This window comes from Stenotrophomonas sp. YJH_SMC_138, from assembly GCF_059369855.1.
This window is the reverse complement of sequence record NZ_JCAFTB010000003.1, coordinates 394,407-412,839: the sequence shown is the minus strand read 5'-3', so window position 1 is coordinate 412,839 and position 18,433 is coordinate 394,407. Positions and strand designations below refer to the sequence as shown.

The following is an 18,433-nucleotide window of genomic DNA, read 5'->3' as shown; positions in this document are numbered from 1 at the left end:
CGCGGCGGGCTAGAATGAAACCTGAATCCGCTCCGGGCCCGCTGCCATGTCCGCCACCGCCAACCGTGCCTTCGTCCTGTCCGTACTCGTGCTGTTGCTGGCGGCGACCCGGGTCAACCACTTCGCGGCGATCCCGGATGCCTCCTGGGCGGTGTTCTTCATCGGCGGCTTCTACCTGGCTGGCTGGACCCGCTGGGCATTCCCGCTGCTGATGGTGTTCGCGGTGCTGGTGGACTGGATCGTGATCCGCAGCAGCGGCCTGGATTTCTGGCAGCACTACTGCGTGTCGCCGGGTTACTGGCTGCTGCTGCCGGCGTATTTCTCGCTGTGGGCCGGCGGCATGCTGCTGGGCCGCAACTACCAGGGGGCACGCTGGCCGGTACTGGCCAAGGGCGCGCTGCTGCTGGTGGCCTCGGTGGCGGTCTGTCACCTGCTCGCGCAGGGCGGCTTCTACTGGACCAGCCGCAACGTGGCCGAGCCGACGCTGGCCGGCTGGGCACAGAACTACGCGCAGTGGTTCGGGCCGTACCTGCGCACCACCGCCATCTACGTGGCGCTCGGCGCCGCCCTGCAGCTGGCCGTGGAGCAGGTGCTGAAGCTCCAGCAGGCCCGCCGCGACATCCGGCACTGAGCCGCGCCATGGGTCATCGCCTCTCGCGCATCTATACCCGCACCGGCGACGACGGCAGTACCGGCCTTGGCGACGGCCAGCGCGTGGCCAAGGATGATGCCCGCGTGGCGTCCTACGGCACTGTCGACGAAGCCAATGCCGCACTCGGCCTGCTGCTGGCCACGGCGCTGCCCGACGACGTGCGCGCGCTGGTGGTGCATCTGCAGCACCAGCTGTTCGACCTGGGCGCCGAACTGTGCATCCCCGGCCACGCCGCGATCCACGCCGCCGATGTGTCGGCACTGGAACAGCAGCTGGACCACTACAACGCCAGCCTGCCGATGTTGAAGGAATTCATCCTGCCAGCCGGTGGCGAGGCCGCCGCACGCTGCCACCTGGCGCGCACCATCGTCCGCCGGGCCGAGCGCGAGACGGTCACCCTGGCCCGCCACGACGCCGTGCGCAGCGAGGCGCTGCAGTACCTCAACCGGCTGTCGGACCTGTTGTTCGTGCTGGCCCGGGTGCTGGCCCGTGCCGATGGCCATGGCGAAGCGCTGTGGCAGCCACAGCAGCGCCAGCGCTGAGTCGGCACGATGCTGGTCTTCACCCATCCGTCCTGCCTGCTGCATGACCCCGGCCCTGGCCATCCGGAGTGCCCGCAACGCCTGCAGCATGTGCTCGATGCCCTGCACGCCGCCTTCCCCGGCCAGCTGGACTGGCGCGAGGCGCCGCCGGCCAAGTTCGGCGAACTGACCCGGGTCCACGACAGCGCCCTGCTCGACTTCGTGCTGCAGCCGCAGACCGCGCCGCTGCGACAGCTGGACATGGACACCTGGACCTCGCCCGGCTCGGCCAGTGCCGCCGTGCATGCCGCCGGCGCCGGCGTGGCGGCGGTAGATGCGGTGATGCTGGGCGAGGACCCGCTGGCGTTCTGCGCGGTGCGGCCACCGGGCCACCACGCCACCAGCAGCACTGCGATGGGCTTCTGCCTGCTCAACAACATCGCCATCGCCGCCGCCTACGCCCGTGACCGTCATGGCCTGGAGCGCATCGCGGTGGTCGATTTCGATGTCCACCATGGCAACGGCACCCAGGACATCTTCCAGCACGACGCCCGGGTCTCGTACTACAGCACCCACCAGGCCGGGCTGTTCCCCAACTCCGGCCTGCGCCGCGACCGCGGTGCCGGCAACCTGATGAACATCCTGCTGCCCCCCGGCAGCGGCGGTTTCCGCTTCCGCAATGTGTGGGCCGACGAGATGCTGCCGGCCATCGACGACTTCCGGCCGCAGCTGCTGCTGATTTCGGCCGGCTTCGATGCCCACCTGCGCGATCCGCAGGCCGACCTGATGCTGGAAACCGACGATTTCGCCTGGATCACCCGCGAACTGCATGCGCTGGCGCGCCGCCATGCGGCCGGCCGGGTGGTCTCGATGCTGGAAGGCGGCTATGACCTGCAGGCCCTTGCCGAGTGCAGCGTGGCCCATGTCCGGGCCCTGCTGCCCCCCCCACCGGGCAGCGTCTCCGGATGAACCCGAACCGGCAGGATCCGACGCCCTTCATTGCCCCTATGCAAGGGATGGGGCAAGCTACCGTCCGTTTTCGCCCGAATCCGAACCGCGTGCGCCGAGCCCTCCGCCTGCTTCCCCTGCCTCTGAGCATCGCCATCTGCCTGCCGGCAATGGCCGATGAAAAGCCGCTCAACTGGGGCCTGTGCCCGGCTACCGACGTGATTCCCGCGTTCACCGATGCCCCTGTCCCGGTCCCGGTCCCGGGGCAGGACAAGGCCGCCGCCAGCGCCGCGCGCGAGCAGCAGCCGACCGACATCGAGGGTGACCAGCTGCTGGGCACCACCACCGTGCCGCAGTACGAAGGCAACGTGGCCCTGCGCCGTGGCGACCAGTTCGTCGGCACCGACAAGCTCAGCTTCGATACCGAGACCGGCAACTACATCGCCGACGGCAATGTCCGCTACCAGGACTCCTCGATCCGCATGGTCGCCAAGCGCGCCGAGGGCAACCAGGAAAGCGACACCCACAAGATCACCGACATCAAGTACCAGCTGGTGTCGCGCCGCGGCAACGGCGATGCCGAATCGGTCGACCTGCAGGGCGCGGTCGGCCAGATGCACCGCTCCACCTACACCACCTGCGACCCGTCGCAGCCGGTGTGGAAGCTGTCGGCGCCGCAGATCGAAGTGGACAACGACGAAGGCTTCGGTACCGCCCGCAACGCCGTGCTTCGCATCGGCAAGGTGCCGGTGCTGTGGGCGCCGTACTTCAAGTTCCCGATCGACGACCGCCGCAAGACCGGCCTGCTGTTCCCGCAGCTGGGCATGTCCGGCCGCAACGGTTTCGATTACGCACAGCCGATCTACTTCAACCTGGCGCCGAACTACGACGACACGTTGACCCCGCGCTACATGAGCCGGCGCGGCCTGATGCTCGACAACGAATTCCGCTACCTCTACAACGGCGGCCGCGGCGAACTGCTGACCGCGTTCATGCCCAACGACAAACTGCGCGACCGCGACCGCGGCCGGGTGATGTTCGGCGGCTACCACAACCTCGACGACCACTGGCAGGCCCGCGCCAACCTGGCCTGGGTCAGCGACGAACGCTATGTGGAAGACTTCGCCAACCGCCTGGTGGGGGTCACCGCGTCGAACCTGCAGAGCACCATCGGCCTGTACGGCACTGGCAGGAACTGGACGGCCGGCATCATGGCCGACCGCTGGCAGCTGACCGACTACACCCTCAACGAGGGTGCGCTGGCCTACAACCGCCAGCCGCGCCTGTATTTCAACTGGGACAAGCCGGTCCTGCCGTGGCTGGAAACCGGCATCTACGCCGAAGCCGTGCGTTTCACCCACGACGACATCAACTTCAAGTACGGCGCTGATGCGGGACCCGACCTACAGTACACCCGCAACGGCAGCCGTCAGACCGACGGCATCGGTGTCAGCGGCGGCTCGCGGCTGGATGTCAAACCCTACGTGTCGTTCCCGATCAGCGGCGCGGCCTGGTATGTCACGCCGACCCTGGCCTACCGCTATACCGGTTACCAGCTGGACCGTGGCCTGGTTGATGGCGTGAACGGCATCCGCGGCCAGATCCTGCGTTCGCAGGGCATCGACCCGAACACCGCCACACCGGAACAGCTGCGCGGCAACACCTCGCCCAGCCGCAGCCTGCCGATCGGCAGCATCGACGCCGGCCTGTTCTTCGATCGCGAGACCCGCATCGGTGGCAAGTCCTTCCTGCAGACCCTGGAACCGCGCCTGTTCTACCTGCGCACGCCCTACCGCGATCAGGACGAGCTGCCGATCTTCGACACCCGCGACTTCACCTTCAGCTGGGGCCAGCTGTTCCGCGATTCTCGCTATACCGGCGCCGATCGCCAGAACGACGCCAACCAGCTGACCATGGCACTGAGCACCCGCTTCATCGACCAGACCACCGGCAAGGAACGCTTCTCGGCCTCCATCGGCCAGATCCAGTACTTCGACGAATCGCGGGTGACCGTTACCCCGGGTGGCGCGCCGGTGGAGAAGGGCAAGTCGGCGTGGATCGCTGACGGCAACTACATGATCAACGACCGTTGGACCCTGGGTGCCACCTACCAGTGGGACCCCAAGTACAAGCGCGAGGATCTGGCCAGCGTCCGCGCCCGCTACCTGATGCCCAACGATGGCGTGATCAACCTCAGCTACCGTTACCGCATCAACTCCGGCGCCCCGGCCACCGCCAACAAGCATGACCGCACGCTGCTGGAACAGGCCGACCTGTCGTTCCTGTACCCGCTGAATGCGCGCTGGAGCCTGGTCGGCCGCTACTACTACTCGCTGCAGGACAAGGAACCGCTGGAGATCATCGCCGGCGTCCAGTGGGACAGCTGCTGCCTGGCCGTGCGTGCGGTCGCCCGCCGCTACGTCCGCAACCGCGAAGGCGAGATGAACAACGCCATCCAGCTGGAGTTCGTGCTCAAGGGCCTGAGCTCCCTGGGCCAGGACACGGACCGTACCCTGCGCCGTGCTATCCTCGGCTACAACCGCGACGACCTCTATCTCGTGCCGCCGAGCAACACCGGGGCGACCCGGGATGACTACGATCCGAACCTGATCCCATGACCAAGCGCTTCCCCGTTCTTCTCGCCTCGCTGCTGGCGGTGTCCAGCGTGTCCGCCCCCCTGCAGGTGCTTGCCCAGGAGGCGCAGCCGCTTGACCGCATCGCCGCCGTCGTCGATGAGGACGTGATCCTGCAGAGCGAGCTCCAGCGTGCGATCGCCAACATCAAGGCGCAGTACGCCGGCCGCGAAAACCAGCTGCCGCCGGAAGACGTGCTCAGCCGCCAGGTGCTCGAGCGCCTGGTGCTGGTCAAGCTGCAGGTGGCCCGCGCCCAGGGCAGCGGCATCCGGGTCAGCGACCAGGAGCTGAACCAGGCGATGAACTCCATCGCCCAGCAGAATGGGTCCAACCTGGACGCCCTGCGCCAGCGCCTGGCCCATGACGGCATCGACTTCAACGATTTCCGCGCTTCGGTGCGTGATGAGATCACCGTGCAGCGCCTGCGCCAGAGCTTCGCGCAGAGCCGCATCAGCGTCAGCGAGGGTGAAGTCGACGCCGCGCTGAAGCAGCAGGCCACGGTGGGCAACCAGTACCACCTGGCGCACATCCTGATCGCCCTGCCCGACGGCGCCAACGCTGACCAGATCGCCACCGGCCAGAAGAAGGCCGATGGTGTGAAGACCCTGCTGGACAAGGGCGAGCTGGACTTCAACGCAGCGGCCGTGCGCTATTCGGATAGCCCGAATGCACTGGAAGGCGGCGACCTGGGCTGGCGCAGCCTGGATGAAATCCCGCAGGCCTTTGCCCAGATGATGGAAAAGATGAAGCCCGGCGAAGTGGTCGGCCCGATCCGTGGCCCGAGCGGCTTCCAGCTGCTGAAGCTGGTGGAAGTGCGTGACGCCAGCTCCGCCGCCGCCGGTGAGCATACGGTCACCGAATTCCACGGCCGCCACATCCTGGTGCGCGTGGACGACCACCAGACCGACGCCGCCGCCAAGGCCAAGATCGACACCCTGCGTGCCCGCATCGCCGGTGGTGCCGAGTTCCAGACCGTTGCCAAGGAATCCTCCGAGGACAACAACAGCAAGGGCCAGGGCGGTGACCTGGGCTGGTTCCCGGCCGACGCGTTCGGTCCGGCCTTCGGCCAGCAGGTGGAAGGCCTCCAGGACGGTGGCGTCAGCCAGCCGTTCCGTACCGATGCCGGTTGGCACATCGTGCAGCGCGTGGCGACCCGCCAGACCGACGTGACCACCGACAACCAGCGTGCCCAGGTCCGCGAGACCATCGGCCGCCGCAAGCTGGAAGACGAGTACAACCGCTTCCTGCAGGAACTGCGTGGCGAAGCCTACGTCAGCTTCCGCAGCGGCGACCGCGCGGAAAACACCGCCACCCCGCCGCAGTCCTGAACGATGCGCCCCGAGCTCGCTCTGGTACCGGGCGAGCCCGCCGGGATCGGCCCGGAGCTATGTGTCCGCCTCGTCCAGCAGCCGCGTGAAGATTGCCGGCTGCTGGCCTTCGCCGATCCGGACACCCTGCACGCGGCCGCGGCCGCGCTGAACCTGCCCCTGCAGCTGCTGCCCGAGGACGCCGAAGCACGCGCCCCCGGCGATCTGCGCCTGCGCGCTGTCCGCAACGCTGCGCCCAGCCGCTTCGGCCAGGCCGATCCGGCCAATGCCGGCGCGGTCATCGGCGCGCTGCTCGGCGCCGGCCAGGCCTGCCTGTCCGGCGAACTGCACGGTGTTGTGACCGGCCCGGTGCACAAGGCGGTCATCAATGAAGGCGGCATCGCCTACAGCGGCACCACTGAACTGCTGGCCGACCAGGCCGGGGTGAAGGTGGTGATGATGCTGGCCAACCACATCGTGCGCGTGGCCCTGGCCACCACCCACCTGCCGCTGCGCGAGGTGGCCGATGCGATCACCGCGCCCGGCCTGGAGCACGCGCTGCGCACGGTGCACGCCGCACTGCGCCGTGAGTTCGGCCTGCCTGCGCCGCGCATCGCCGTGCTCGGCCTGAACCCGCACGCCGGCGAAGATGGCCACCTGGGCCGCGAAGAACTGGATCTGGTCATCCCGCTGCTGCAGCGCCTGCGCGCGGAGGGCATGGACCTGGTCGGGCCGCTGCCGGCCGATACCGCCTTCCTGCCCGCCAAGCTGGCCGGCTTCGACACCGTGCTGGCGATGTACCACGACCAGGGCCTGCCGGTACTGAAATATTCCGGCTTCGAACAGGCGGTGAACCTGACCCTGGGCCTGCCCTATCCGCGCGTGGCGGTGGACCATGGCACCGCGCTGGAGCTGGCCGGCCGCGGCATCGCCGATCCCTCCAGCCTGCAGGCGGCAACGACGCTGTGTGCGCAGCTTGCGCGGCAACGTACACTGGGCGCATGAATTCCCCGCATTCCCCCTCCGGCCCGGTGTTCACCGCACCGGCCAAGAAGCAGCTTGGCCAGCATTTCCTGGCCGACCGCCACTACATCGACAAGATCGTGATGGCGGTCAACCCGAAAGACGGCGACCGCCTGGTCGAGATCGGCCCTGGCCAGGGCGCGATCACCCTGCCGCTGCTGCGCGTGCACCCCACGCTGACGGTGATCGAGTTCGACCGCGATCTGATCGCGCCGCTGACCGCCGCCGCCGAACCGCTGGGCGAGCTGACCATCGTTCATCGCGACGTGCTGCGCGTGGACTTCACCGAACTGGCCGCCGGCCAGCCGATCCGCCTGGTCGGCAACCTGCCCTACAACATCTCCTCGCCGATCCTGTTCCATGCGCTGGAGCATGCCGCGGTCATCCGCGACATGCACTTCATGCTGCAGAAGGAAGTGGTCGACCGCATGGCGGCCGGCCCCGGCAGCAAGGTGTATGGCCGCCTCAGCGTGATGCTGCAGGCCTACTGCCAGGTGACCTCGCTGTTCGTGGTGCCGCCGGGCGCGTTCCGGCCGCCGCCGAAGGTCGATTCGGCCGTGGTGCGTCTGGTGCCGCGTGACCCGGCCGCGATCAACATCAACGACCACAAGCGCTTCGCCGAGGTGGTCAAGGCCGCCTTCGGGCAGCGCCGCAAGACCCTGCGCAATGCCCTGAACAACGTGGTGTCCGCCGAGCAGTTCATCGCCGCCGGCGTGCGTCCCGATGCCCGCGCCGAACAGCTGGACGTGGCCGAATTCATCGCTTTGGCCAATGCCTCCTGATTACACTGCCGGTATGGAAGACGCTGACGTTTATGCCATCTCCGTCGAAGTCGCGCCGCGCTTCCTCGACGATCAATCCGCGCCGGAAGACGGTCGCTTTGCGTTCGCCTACACGATCCGCATCCACAACCAGGGGCGGGTCGCGGCACGCCTGGTCGCGCGCCACTGGCGCATCACCGATGCCAATGGTCGTGTCGAGCATGTTGATGGCGACGGGGTGATCGGCGAGCAGCCGCGGCTGCGCCCCGGTGAAGACTTCCGTTACACGTCCGGTGTCATGCTGGGGACCGATCACGGGACCATGCAGGGGCACTACGACATGGTCGCCGACGATGGCACCGAATTTGCCGCGCCGGTCGCACCCTTCGTGCTGGCCGTGCCGCGTACCCTGCACTGACACGGAGGCCGAACGATGAGTGTGTGGGCGATCGGCGACCTGCAGGGCTGCTATGACGTCACCCAGCGATTGCTGGAGAAGATCCGCTTCGACCCGGCGCAGGACACCCTGTGGTTCTGCGGCGACCTGGTCAACCGCGGCGGGCAGTCGCTGGAAACGCTGCGGCTGGTGCACTCGCTGCGCGAGCACAGCGTGGTGGTGCTGGGCAACCATGATCTTTCGCTGCTGGCCGTCGGTTCGCGTACCGAAGAGGAACAGCGCAAGGTCAACCCGGACCTGCTGCGCATCGTGCAGGCCGAGGACCGCGACGAACTGCTGGACTGGCTGCGCCTGCAGAAGCTGGTGCACGTGGACCGCGAGCTGGGCTGGATGATGGTGCACGCCGGCCTGGCGCCGAAGTGGACCACGCAGATGGCCGAGAAGCATGCTGCCGAGGTCGAGGTGCAACTGCATGGCGCCGGCTACCGCAAGCTGTTCCGCAACATGTACGGCGACAAGCCGAGCTGGGCCCCGAACCTGTCCGGTTACGACCGCTCGCGCGCGATCATCAACGTGCTCACCCGCATGCGCTACTGCACCCCGCGGGGGCGCATCGGCATCGAGGACAAGGGCACGCCGGGCACGCAGGAACAGGGGCTGTATCCCTGGTTCGAAGTGCCCGGCCGGGTCGAGCGCGACCTCAAGGTCGTCTGCGGCCACTGGTCGGCGCTGGGCCTGACCATCACCCAGGGCGTGCACGCCATCGACACCGGTGCGGTCTGGGGCGGGAAGCTGACCGCGCTCCAGCTTGATACCGACGAGCTGCGCGTAGTGCAGGTTCGGGGCCGCGACGTACCGGCACCCGTGCCCAACGCCCGCCCGCCGGCGCGACCGGCGCACGAGCGCCCCGGCGCCGCGACGCAGGGCAAGGAACAGGGCGGCAACGCCGCTGCCACCCCGGGCAACCGTGGCCCACGCCGCCGTCGCCGTCGTGGTGGCGGAGGGGGCGGCGCGGGTGGCGGCACCCACAACAATCCCCCGCCGCAGGCGTGACGCGGCGCGGCTGGGCACCAGGGACGGTGCTGCTGCTGACGCTGGCCCTGGCCAGCGGCTGCCAGCCCGGCTCGCCGCCTGCTCCCACGGCTGCGGATGGTGCCGCACATGCGCCGACGCAGCCGCAGGCCCCTTCGCCGCCACTGGTGGCCGCAGCCCGCGCGCAGGTCGGCGTCACCACCCGTTACGATCCTGCTTACCAGGTACTGGCCTATCCCGGCGGCGACGTGCCACTGGATCGGGGCGTGTGCACGGACGTGGTGGTGCGCGCCCTGCGCGATCTGGGCCTGGACCTGCAGGCACACGTGCATGAGGACATGCGCGGCAGTTTCAGTGCCTATCCGGCGATCTGGGGCCTGTCACGGCCGGACCGCAACATCGATCATCGTCGTGTACCGAACCTGATGCGCTGGTTCGAGCGCCAGGGCTGGCAGCAACCGGTCACGGCCCTCGCCGCCGACTACGCGGCCGGCGACATCGTTGCCTGGAAGCTCAATGGCAACGGCCTGCTGCACGTGGGCATCGTTTCTGACCGGCGCCTGGCCAACGGCACACCGCTGGTGCTGCACAACATCGCGCGCGGCACGCGCGAAGAGAACCTGCTGTTCCAGCATGCGATCATCGGGCATTACCGGATGCCGTAGGCAATCCTGTAGAGCCGAGCCATGCTCGGCTCCGGGATGTGTCCGCGGAAAGCAGCCGAGCATGGCTCGGCTCTACAGGTGCGTTGCGATCAGCGGCGCACGTAGTGCACGAAGCGGAACGCGTAGGCGTGCCGTTCGTCGGCCGGGTGCGGCTCGCTGCTCACTTCCTGCCAGTCCTGCACGTCCACTTCGGGGAAATGGGTATCGGCGGGGACTTCGGCATCGACCCAGGTCAGGTACAGGTCACTGGCCTGGTCCAGCAACTGGTGGAAGATCTCGCCGCCGCCGATGATGCACAGCTCGCTGGCGCCCTCGCCTTCGGCAATCGCCTTCGCCTCGTCCAGCGACGCCACCGCACGCATGCCCTCGAACGGCACCTGGCCGCTGCGGGTCAGTACGAGGTTGGTCCGCCCCGGCAGCACGCGGCCGATCGACTCGGCCGTCTTGCGCCCCATCAGGATCGGCTTGCCCAGGGTGAGCGCCTTGAAGTGCTTGAAGTCATCCGGCAGGTGCCAGGGCATGGCATTGCCCTGGCCGATGCCACGGTTGCGGTCCAGCGCCACGATCATCGACAGCTTCAGGGCGCTCATACCGCCACCGGCGCCTTGATCGCCGGGTGCGGGTCGTAGCCATCGATGCGGATGTCGTCGAACTGGAAGCCGAACAGGTCGGTCACCTCCGGGTTCAACCACAGCTTCGGCAGCGCGCGCGGTTCACGCGACAGCTGCTCGCGGGCCTGCTCGAAATGGTTCGAATACAGGTGCGCGTCACCCAGCGTATGCACGAAGTCGCCCACGCCCAGGCCGGTGGCCTGCGCCACCATGTGGGTCAGCAGCGCGTAGCTGGCGATGTTGAACGGCACGCCGAGGAAGATGTCGCCGCTGCGCTGGTAGAGCTGGCAGCTGAGCTTGCCGTCCACCACGTAGAACTGGAACAGGTTGTGGCACGGCATCAGCGCCATCTGCGAAAGCTCGCCCACGTTCCAGGCACTGACCACCAGCCGGCGCGAATCGGGGTTGCGCTTGATCTCGTCCACAAGCCACTGCATCTGGTCGATCTGGCGGCCGTCGGCGGTGGCCCAGCTGCGCCACTGCTTGCCGTAGACCGGGCCGAGGTCGCCGTTCTCGTCGGCCCACTCGTCCCAGATGCGCACCTGGTTGTCCTTCAGGTAGCCGATGTTGGTGTCGCCCTTCAGGAACCACAGCAGCTCGTGGATGATCGAGCGCAGGTGCAGTTTCTTGGTGGTGACCAGCGGGAAGCCTTCGTTGAGGTCGAAGCGCATCTGCCAGCCGAACACGCTGCGGGTGCCGGTACCGGTGCGATCACTCTTCTCGGCGCCGTGCTCGAGCACGTGCGCCAGCAGGTCCAGGTAGGGCTTCATGCCTTGCCCTCGGCAGCCACCGGCAACTGCGGCTGCAACACCGGCGCGCGGCGCGACATCACCAGCAGCACCAGGCCGAAGGCGATCAGCGGCAGGCTGAGGATCTGGCCACGGGTCAGCCAGTCGAAGGCCACGTAGACGCCGTTGTCCGGCATGCGCACGAACTCCACCGCGAAGCGGAACAGGCCGTACATCAACGCGAACAGGCCACCCACCAGGTAGCGGTGGCGCGGCTTGGCCGACACCGCCCACAGCACCACGAACATCACCAGGCCTTCCAGGAACGCTTCATACAGCTGCGACGGATGGCGGGCGTACGGGTTCAATGCGCCGGTGGCGAACTGCGCCTGCAGCGTCGCGTGGTCGAGCTGGTTCAGCGGGGCCGGCAGGCCGGACGGGAACACCACGCCCCAGGTCCCGTCGGTGTACTTGCCCCACAGCTCGGCGCCGATGAAGTTGCCGATGCGGCCGAAGCCCAGGCCCAGTGGCACCAGCGGCGCCATGAAATCCATGGTGTCGAAGAAATGCAGCTTGTGCTTGCGCGACCACCACCAGCAGGCGCCCAGCACGCCGAGCAGGCCACCGTGGAAGCTCATGCCGCCGTCCCACACCTTGAACAGCAGCAGCGGGTTGTGCAGGAAATCGCCCAGCGCGTAGAACAGCATGTAGCCGATGCGCCCGCCCAGCACCACGCCGAGCATGGCGTAGAACAGCAGGTCGGAGAAGCCGTTGGCATCGACGCCCGGCAGGCGCCCCGCGGCAATGCGCGTGCGGCCCAGCAGCCACGCTGCGGTGAAGCCGAGCAGGTACATGATGCCGTACCAGTGCACCTTGATCGGCCCCAGCGAAAGGGCGATGGGGTCGATGTCGTGGAAATAGATCATGGAAAACGCCTGGCGGGAGTACGGGTATTTTAGCGTCCCTGCCCCGCCCGGGGCCGGGGCCGGCACGGGCGGAGGACCACGCCGCAGATCAGGGTTCAGTCCAGGATCTGGGGCGCGTCAGGCAACGCGTCATGCTCGGACCGCATCGAGGCCGGAAAGTGCCCTTCGATCAGGCTGGAGACCTCGTCGACGGCATCCTGCAATGCCTCGACCGGATGGGCGCCGCGCAGGCCCTCGCGCAGGTGGGTGCAGACCCGCTGCCACTGCGCCGGGCTGACCCGGCCGTGCAGGCCACGGTCGGCAACGATCTCGATCGCGTGATCGGCCAGCAGCAGGTAGATCAGTACGCCGTTGTTGTGGGCGGTATCCCAGGTTCGCAGGCGCGCAAAGGCATGCTCGGCGGCCTGGCGCGGGGTCACCCTGTGCCACAGCGCCCCCAGCGGCAGGTCCGCTTCCACCGCGAACATCACCTGCCCGCCGTGGCGCTGCTCACCGGCCGCGATGGCCCCGGTGATCGCCTGCAATGTGGCAGGTGGGAACGCACGCCGCACCGAGGGCGAGAATACATGGCGGAACAGACGTTGGATCATCACCAGCCTCCCGAAGCGCCACCGCCACCGGAACGGCCGCCGCCACCGCCCCAGCCACCACCACCACCGAATCCACCGCCCCCGCCGAAACCGCCTCCGCCACCCCAGCTGCCACCGCCCCAACCGCCACCGCCGGCAAAGCGGCCCGGGTGGCCGGACAGCATCGCCACGATCAGGCCGACCACGCCGGCCAGGCCACTGGCCAGCAGCGTGGAGGTGAACAGGAATGCTGCCAGCGCCGCACCCGCGCCGCCGAGCAGGCCGCGCAGCGGACGCGGCACGCGCGAGAAGACCCCGCGCAGGATGCTGCCAGCGAACACGCCGATGAACAGCGCCAGGAACCAGGTATCGCCACCACCACCGGGCTCGCGCCCGCGATGGCCGCTGACCGGTGCCGGCAGCGGTTCGCCGTCGATCAGCTTGACCAGCACCGCCGTGGCATCGGTGATGCCGCCGGCATAGTCGCCGCTGCGGAAGCGCGGGACCAGGTATTCCTGGATCACCCGGTTGGCGATGGCATCGGGAATGGCGCCTTCAAGGCCGTAGCCCGGCTCGATGCGCACGCGCCGGTCATCCTTGGCCACCACCAGCAGCACGCCGTCATCCACGCCCTTGCGGCCGATCTGCCATTGATCGAAGACCCGCGTGGTGTACTGCGCGATGTCCTCCGGCTGGGTGGTGGGCACCACCAGCACCTGCAGCTGGCTGCCCTTGCGCTGCTGCAGCTCGATCGCCTGCTGCACCAGCGCCTGCTTCTGCGTGGCGTCCAGCGTGCCGGTGGTATCGACCACCGGCGAGTCCAGCGCAGGAATCGGCGCCAGCGGCTGTGCCTGCGTTGCCAACGGCAGCCACAGCAGCAGGGCCAGCAGCGCAGTGGCCAGGCGCATCGGTCAGTGACCCGGCTGCGGCGCCGGCTGCTGCTGCGGCGCGTTGCCGAAATCGACCGCTGGCGCGTTGGAAATCTGCGCTTCGTTGTCCACCGTGAAGTTCGGCTTGGTCTTGTAGCCGAAGATCTTGGCGGTGACCACCTGCGGGAACGAACGGATGTAGGTGTTGTAGTCCTGCACCTGCTGGATGTAGCGGCCGCGCGCAACCGTGATGCGGTTTTCGGTGCCTTCCAGCTGGGCCTGCAGGTCGCGGAAGTTCTGGTCGGACTTCAGCACCGGGTAGTTCTCGGTGACCACCAGCAGCCGCGACAGTGCGCTGCCGAGTTCACCCTGGGCCTGCTGGAACTGCTTGAGCGAGGCTTCGTCGTCGGCGTTGACGTTGATCTGGCCGACGCGCGAACGGGCGTTGGTGACTTCGGTCAGCACGCGCTCTTCCTGGCTGGCAAAGCCCTTCACCGTCTGCACCAGGTTGGGCACCAGATCGGCGCGGCGCTTGTACTGGTTGAGCACCTCAGACCAGCTGGCCTTGACCGCCTCATCCTTCTGCTGGATGGCGTTGTAGCCGCAGCCGGACAGCAGGGAGGCCAGCAGCATTAGGGGCAGGACACGGGTAAACAGGCGCATGGCGGAGGTTCCGGGTGGGCTTGGCACCGAGCATGCCACGGTCCGGGTGAAAGACCGGCCATCGGGCGCCGCCCCCTCCGCGGTGCTGTGTTTGCTGGATATCGGGGTTGGCCGGGAGGGTGGGTTGGCTGGGGGACGCCGTGAATACGTCCATGTAGGCTCGGTCGCGCCATCCATGGCGCTCACGCCCCCAGCCAACCCACCCTCCCGGCCACGGACAATTTCCTGCGCACCGCGGGAAGATCAAGAGAAAAATCAAAAGCAAAAGCCGGTTCTTCAGGCATTCGTGCCGACCAAGGTCGACACCTACCAGAGCGGGGCGCCGTTACGACAGATCGCGGGAATCTGTCGAAGGCGGGGTGGGTCCGGTTGAGGGGGCGTGAGCCGCATGGATGCGGCGACCGAGCTTACATGGACGTACTTGCAGCGTCCCCCTCAACCGGACCCACCCCGCCAACCCACGGAATGCAGGCTTTTGCCGTTGACGTTGATTCGGCGGGTGCAGGGCGGCAAGCCCTTCCGTAACCCCTCTCACCTCAGCAGGCCACAGCCACCGCGGTGCGGGGACGCCCCAGCCACGCCAGCAGCAGGCCCGATGCCGCCAGCAGGCCACCGGCCACCGGAATCGCGGCATAGCCCAGGCCCGAGCTGATCACCGCACCGCCCAGCGCCGCACCCACCGCATTGCCCAGGTTGAACGCACCGACGTTGATCGACGACGCCAGGCCCGGCGCCTCGCTGGCCGCCTGCATCACCCGGATCTGCAGCGGCGGTACGAGGGCGAAGGTCGCCGCGCCGAACAGCAGCACACCGAGGGCGGCGGTGGCGTGGCTCATGAAGGCCAGCGGCAGCACGAACATCAGCACCGCCAGGACGGCCAGCAGGATCCGTGTGGCGCCATCCAGCGACCAGTCGGCCATGCGCCCACCGATGCCGTTGCCGAGGGTGAAGCCGATGCCGATCAGCGCCAGCGAGATCGCGATGAAGGTATTGGAGGCGCCGGTCAATTCGGTCAGCACCGGTGCGACGTAGGTATAGAGGGTGAACATGGCACCGGCGCCGAGCACGGTGGTGGCCATCGCCAGCAGCACCGGCGGCTGCAGGATCGCCTTCAGTTCGCGGCGCACGTCCGGGCGCGGCCCCGGTGCAGATGCCGGCAGCGCGAAGCCCAGCGCGGTGATTGCGATCAGGCCCAGCGCCGCAGTACCGGCGAAGGACAGGCGCCAGCCCAGCTGCTGGCCGACCCAGGTCGCCAGCGGCACGCCGCCGATGTTGGCGATGGTCAGGCCCATGAACATGGTGGCCACGGCGGCAGCCTGCTTTTCCTTCGGCACCAGGCTGGCGGCGACCACCGCACCGATGCCGAAGAAGGCGCCGTGGTTGAGGCTGGTGACCAGGCGCGACAGCAGCAGCAGCCCGTAGTTCGGCGCCAGCGCGGACAGCAGGTTGCCGACCACGAAGATGGACATCAGCAGCATCAGCGCGGTGCGCTTGCCGAAACGGCCCATCAGCAGGGTCATCACCGGCGCGCCCAGCATCACGCCCACGGCGTAGGCGGTGATCAGCATGCCGGCGGTGGGGATCCCAACGCCCACGCCGTCGGCGATGACCGGCAACAGGCCCATCGGGGCAAATTCGGTGGTTCCAATGGCGAAGGCGCCAACGGCAAGCGCCAGCAAGGCGGCTCTGGAATTCATGGGGGGTTTCCTGGGGGGCGGGAATCGGGAGTGCGTAGCCTGCGCGCTTTGCTGCGCCGGATTAAGCCTCGGCCCGGGAAAACACTGTTGATCCTGATTCACAAGTGGAGGCCGGAACGCCGCCGCAAGTGCAAAAACCGCAGCGCCGTTCGTTGTAGAGCCGCGCCCCACAACGCAGAACCCCCGGCCAGGCCGGGGGTTCTGGGTGACACACGTGCCAATGGCGCGCTTACCAGTTGCCGGCGCCCGGCACGTTGTGTTCGCGGGCGCGGCGGCGCATCAGCAGGTTCAGCCACTCCACCAGCACCGAGAAGCCCATCGCGGCGTAGATGTAGGGCTTGGGCACGTGAACGTCCAGGCCGTCCAGGATCAGCACCGCACCGATCATCAGGATGAAGGCCAGGGCCAGCATCTTCACGGTCGGGTTGGCGTCGATGAAGCGGCCCAGCGGGTTGGCGGCCAGCAGCATCACCAGCACCGACAGCAGGATGGCCGCCACCATCACCGGGATGTGGTCGGCGATGCCCACGGCGGTGATCACCGAGTCGAGCGAGAACACGATGTCGATCACCGCGATCTGGGCGATCACGTAGCCGAACACGGCCGAGGCCTTGGTGGTGCTGGGGTCTTCGTCCTCGCCACCGCTGATCAGTTCCTTGATCTCCATGCAGCCCTTGATGATCAGGAACAGGCCACCAACGATCAGTACCAGGTCGCGGATGGAAATGCCCATGCCGGCCACGGTGAACAGGTTGGCCGCCATGTGCGCCAGGTAGGCCAGCGAGACCAGCAGGCCGATGCGGGTGATGCAGGCCACCGCGATGCCCAGCTTGCGTGCGAACGGACGACGCTCTTCCGGCAGCTTGCTGACCGCGATGGAAATGAACACCAGGTTGTCGATGCCGAGCACGAGTTCCAGCGCGCTGAGCGTGAACAGGGTCACCCAGGCATTGGGGTCGGCGAGGAACTCAAAGGACATGGAAACTCTTCAAGGCAGTGGGGGAATGGGGTTTCAGCCGTAGCTGCCGGCCAGCGCGTGCGGAACCACGACCAGCGCCCAGCACAGCAGCACGTTCATCATCAGCACGAACACCGCTGCCGAGCCCATGTCCTTGGCGCGGCCAGCCAGCTCGTGGATCTCGCTGCCGTAGCGTTCGATCACCGCTTCGATGGCCGAGTTGGCAAGCTCCATCGCCAGCACCAGCAGCATCGAGCCGATCAGCAGCGCGCGTTCGACCGGGGTCTGGCCCAGCCAGATCGCGACCGGAGTCAGCATCACCAGCAGGTATACCTCCAGCCGGAACGAGGACTCGTGCAGCCAGGCGGCGCGCAGGCCCTGCCAGGACCAGCGGGCGGCCTGGAAGATGCGGCGCGGGCCGCGGGGCAGGTGGCCGAACTGATCAGCCACGGGTGGAACATCCAGCAACAGGGGCGCGGCGCAGCGACCGCTCAGACGCACGGCAGGAAATCATGGGTGCACAGGAATAGGCAGATGGCCGCCATTTTGCCACAAGGCCGCCAACCGCACCCCGCACCGGCCCGCTGAACGGCCTGCCAGGGGCAAGCACCGGGCTGGGCCGTGCTTCTATGATGGAGCTCCCCTTGCCTGCTGGAGCGCCTGATGTCCCGTCGCCGTACCTGCCTGCTGATGCTGGGCCTGCTGACTGCCGCACCGCTTGCCCAGGCCCTGAGCCCGGCCAGGCCGCCGCAGGTGCCCGAACAGGTCTCCAATGTGGCCTGGGCCGGCGACATGGCCCGCTTCGCCAGCGCCGACCAGGCCAACCCGCCGCCGCGTGGTGGCATCGAGTTCATCGGCAGCTCCTCGATCCGCTTCTGGGAGAGCCTGGCCACCGACTTCCCCGGCCAGCCGGTGTTCAACCGCGGCTTCGGCGGTTCGGAAGTGCGCGACAGCACCTGGTATGCCGGCCAGATCGTGGTGCCGTATGCGCCGTGCAAGGTGTTCTTCTACGCCGGTGACAACGACCTCAACAGCGGCCGCAGCGCCATGCAGGTGCGAGATGACGTGGTCGCCTTCGTGCAGCGCGTGCACCGCGACCTGCCGAAGACCAGGGTCGAGTACCTGTCGATCAAGCCGAGCCCGTCGCGTGCGCACCTGCTGCCGGCAATCAAGGAAGCCAACGCGCTGATCAAGGCTGCGCTGGCCAGGCTGCCCAACACCGGCTTCACCGACATCTACACGCCGATGCTCGGCGCCGATGGACAGCCGGACGCGACGCTGTTCCGCGAGGACATGCTGCACATGACCCCGGCCGGCTATGCGATCTGGACCAAGGCGCTGGCGCCGAAGGTCAACTGCAACTGAGGCACTGTGGACGTCGGGCATGGCCCGGCGCTACCGCACCCCATCCACGCATGGCCTGGATCTACCGACATTTCAGCGGGATGGGGTCAGAGCCGGTTGCGCCGCAAC

At 67.9% G+C, this 18,433-nt stretch carries 19 protein-coding genes and 1 pseudogene; 11 read left to right on the top strand and 9 right to left on the bottom strand.

The genetic code is table 11. The annotated features are described in order from the left end of the window. Positions 1 to 46 precede the first annotated feature (46 nt). From AC5P7I_RS09960 to AC5P7I_RS09915, 10 genes and pseudogenes are all read left to right on the top strand, one after another. The gene (locus AC5P7I_RS09960) at positions 47 to 631 is read left to right on the top strand and encodes a hypothetical protein (protein WP_014036042.1); all 585 of its coding nucleotides are present in this window, start codon (positions 47 to 49) and stop codon (positions 629 to 631) included. An 8-nt stretch (positions 632 to 639) separates the two neighbouring features. Next, a complete protein-coding gene (locus AC5P7I_RS09955) occupies positions 640 to 1,194 on the top strand; it encodes a cob(I)yrinic acid a,c-diamide adenosyltransferase (protein WP_014645991.1) in 555 nt (184 codons plus the stop codon). 9 nt (positions 1,195 to 1,203) lie between these two features. Beyond that, on the top strand, positions 1,204 to 2,142 hold the full coding sequence (locus AC5P7I_RS09950; protein ID WP_014645990.1) for a histone deacetylase family protein: 939 nt from the start codon (positions 1,204 to 1,206) through the stop codon (positions 2,140 to 2,142). Positions 2,143 to 2,231: 89 nt separating this feature from the next. Beyond that, a complete protein-coding gene (lptD, locus tag AC5P7I_RS09945) occupies positions 2,232 to 4,739 on the top strand; it encodes an LPS-assembly protein LptD (RefSeq protein WP_168708230.1) in 2,508 nt (835 codons plus the stop codon). Next, a pseudogene (locus AC5P7I_RS09940) lies at positions 4,736 to 6,067 on the top strand (peptidylprolyl isomerase); the annotation flags it as partial. The gene lptD and the pseudogene AC5P7I_RS09940, both read left to right, overlap by 4 nt. Before the next feature lie 18 nt (positions 6,068 to 6,085). Further along, on the top strand, positions 6,086 to 7,066 hold the full coding sequence (gene pdxA / locus AC5P7I_RS09935; protein ID WP_032959015.1) for a 4-hydroxythreonine-4-phosphate dehydrogenase PdxA: 981 nt from the start codon (positions 6,086 to 6,088) through the stop codon (positions 7,064 to 7,066). After that, entirely contained in the window at positions 7,063 to 7,866 is an 804-nt protein-coding gene (gene rsmA, locus AC5P7I_RS09930; protein ID WP_014645986.1) for a 16S rRNA (adenine(1518)-N(6)/adenine(1519)-N(6))-dimethyltransferase RsmA, read from the top strand. The genes pdxA and rsmA overlap by 4 nt, the downstream gene beginning before the upstream one ends. Before the next feature lie 13 nt (positions 7,867 to 7,879). Beyond that, entirely contained in the window at positions 7,880 to 8,263 is a 384-nt protein-coding gene (gene apaG / locus AC5P7I_RS09925) for a Co2+/Mg2+ efflux facilitator ApaG/CorD (RefSeq protein ID WP_008268668.1), read from the top strand. A gap of 15 nt (positions 8,264 to 8,278) precedes the next feature. Then, positions 8,279 to 9,295 (top strand): symmetrical bis(5'-nucleosyl)-tetraphosphatase, encoded by a 1,017-nt coding sequence (locus AC5P7I_RS09920; protein ID WP_262087878.1) that lies wholly within the window; start codon positions 8,279 to 8,281, stop codon positions 9,293 to 9,295. Next, entirely contained in the window at positions 9,292 to 9,939 is a 648-nt protein-coding gene (locus AC5P7I_RS09915; RefSeq protein ID WP_262087879.1) for a DUF1287 domain-containing protein, read from the top strand. Before AC5P7I_RS09920 ends, AC5P7I_RS09915 begins: the two co-directional genes overlap by 4 nt. A gap of 89 nt (positions 9,940 to 10,028) precedes the next feature. Here the strand turns inward: AC5P7I_RS09915 and AC5P7I_RS09910 are convergent, their stop codons facing one another. The 9 genes from AC5P7I_RS09910 to AC5P7I_RS09870 all read right to left on the bottom strand — a co-directional run bounded on the left by AC5P7I_RS09910 (position 10,029) and on the right by AC5P7I_RS09870 (position 17,410). Beyond that, the gene (locus tag AC5P7I_RS09910; protein ID WP_049440214.1) at positions 10,029 to 10,520 is read right to left on the bottom strand and encodes a dihydrofolate reductase; all 492 of its coding nucleotides are present in this window, start codon (positions 10,518 to 10,520) and stop codon (positions 10,029 to 10,031) included. A 5-nt stretch (positions 10,521 to 10,525) separates the two neighbouring features. Next, complete coding sequence (locus AC5P7I_RS09905; protein ID WP_049440158.1) at positions 10,526 to 11,320, bottom strand: thymidylate synthase; 795 nt, start codon at positions 11,318 to 11,320, stop codon at positions 10,526 to 10,528. Then, positions 11,317 to 12,204 carry a prolipoprotein diacylglyceryl transferase gene (gene lgt / locus AC5P7I_RS09900; protein ID WP_014645981.1) on the bottom strand — a complete coding sequence of 296 codons (888 nt, stop codon included), beginning with the start codon at positions 12,202 to 12,204 and terminating at the stop codon, positions 11,317 to 11,319. Before lgt ends, AC5P7I_RS09905 begins: the two co-directional genes overlap by 4 nt. A gap of 95 nt (positions 12,205 to 12,299) precedes the next feature. Continuing rightward, positions 12,300 to 12,794, bottom strand: a complete 495-nt coding sequence (locus AC5P7I_RS09895) for a TPM domain-containing protein (protein ID WP_049404137.1) — start codon at positions 12,792 to 12,794, stop codon at positions 12,300 to 12,302. Then, positions 12,794 to 13,681, bottom strand: a complete 888-nt coding sequence (locus tag AC5P7I_RS09890; protein WP_049404135.1) for a TPM domain-containing protein — start codon at positions 13,679 to 13,681, stop codon at positions 12,794 to 12,796. The genes AC5P7I_RS09895 and AC5P7I_RS09890 overlap by 1 nt, the downstream gene beginning before the upstream one ends. A 3-nt stretch (positions 13,682 to 13,684) precedes the next feature. Beyond that, positions 13,685 to 14,305 carry a LemA family protein gene (locus AC5P7I_RS09885; RefSeq protein WP_049404134.1) on the bottom strand — a complete coding sequence of 207 codons (621 nt, stop codon included), beginning with the start codon at positions 14,303 to 14,305 and terminating at the stop codon, positions 13,685 to 13,687. Positions 14,306 to 14,841: 536 nt separating this feature from the next. Next, positions 14,842 to 16,002, bottom strand: coding sequence for an MFS transporter (locus AC5P7I_RS09880; protein ID WP_495222159.1), 1,161 nt, complete (start codon positions 16,000 to 16,002; stop codon positions 14,842 to 14,844). Positions 16,003 to 16,231: 229 nt separating this feature from the next. Beyond that, entirely contained in the window at positions 16,232 to 16,981 is a 750-nt protein-coding gene (locus AC5P7I_RS09875) for a TerC family protein (RefSeq protein ID WP_495222158.1), read from the bottom strand. A gap of 33 nt (positions 16,982 to 17,014) precedes the next feature. Next, the gene (locus AC5P7I_RS09870; protein ID WP_032956731.1) at positions 17,015 to 17,410 is read right to left on the bottom strand and encodes a diacylglycerol kinase; all 396 of its coding nucleotides are present in this window, start codon (positions 17,408 to 17,410) and stop codon (positions 17,015 to 17,017) included. A gap of 213 nt (positions 17,411 to 17,623) precedes the next feature. Here AC5P7I_RS09870 and AC5P7I_RS09865 point away from each other — a divergent pair, with 213 nt between their 5' ends. Then, on the top strand, positions 17,624 to 18,325 hold the full coding sequence (locus tag AC5P7I_RS09865; protein ID WP_262087880.1) for an SGNH/GDSL hydrolase family protein: 702 nt from the start codon (positions 17,624 to 17,626) through the stop codon (positions 18,323 to 18,325). Positions 18,326 to 18,433: the final 108 nt, after the last annotated feature.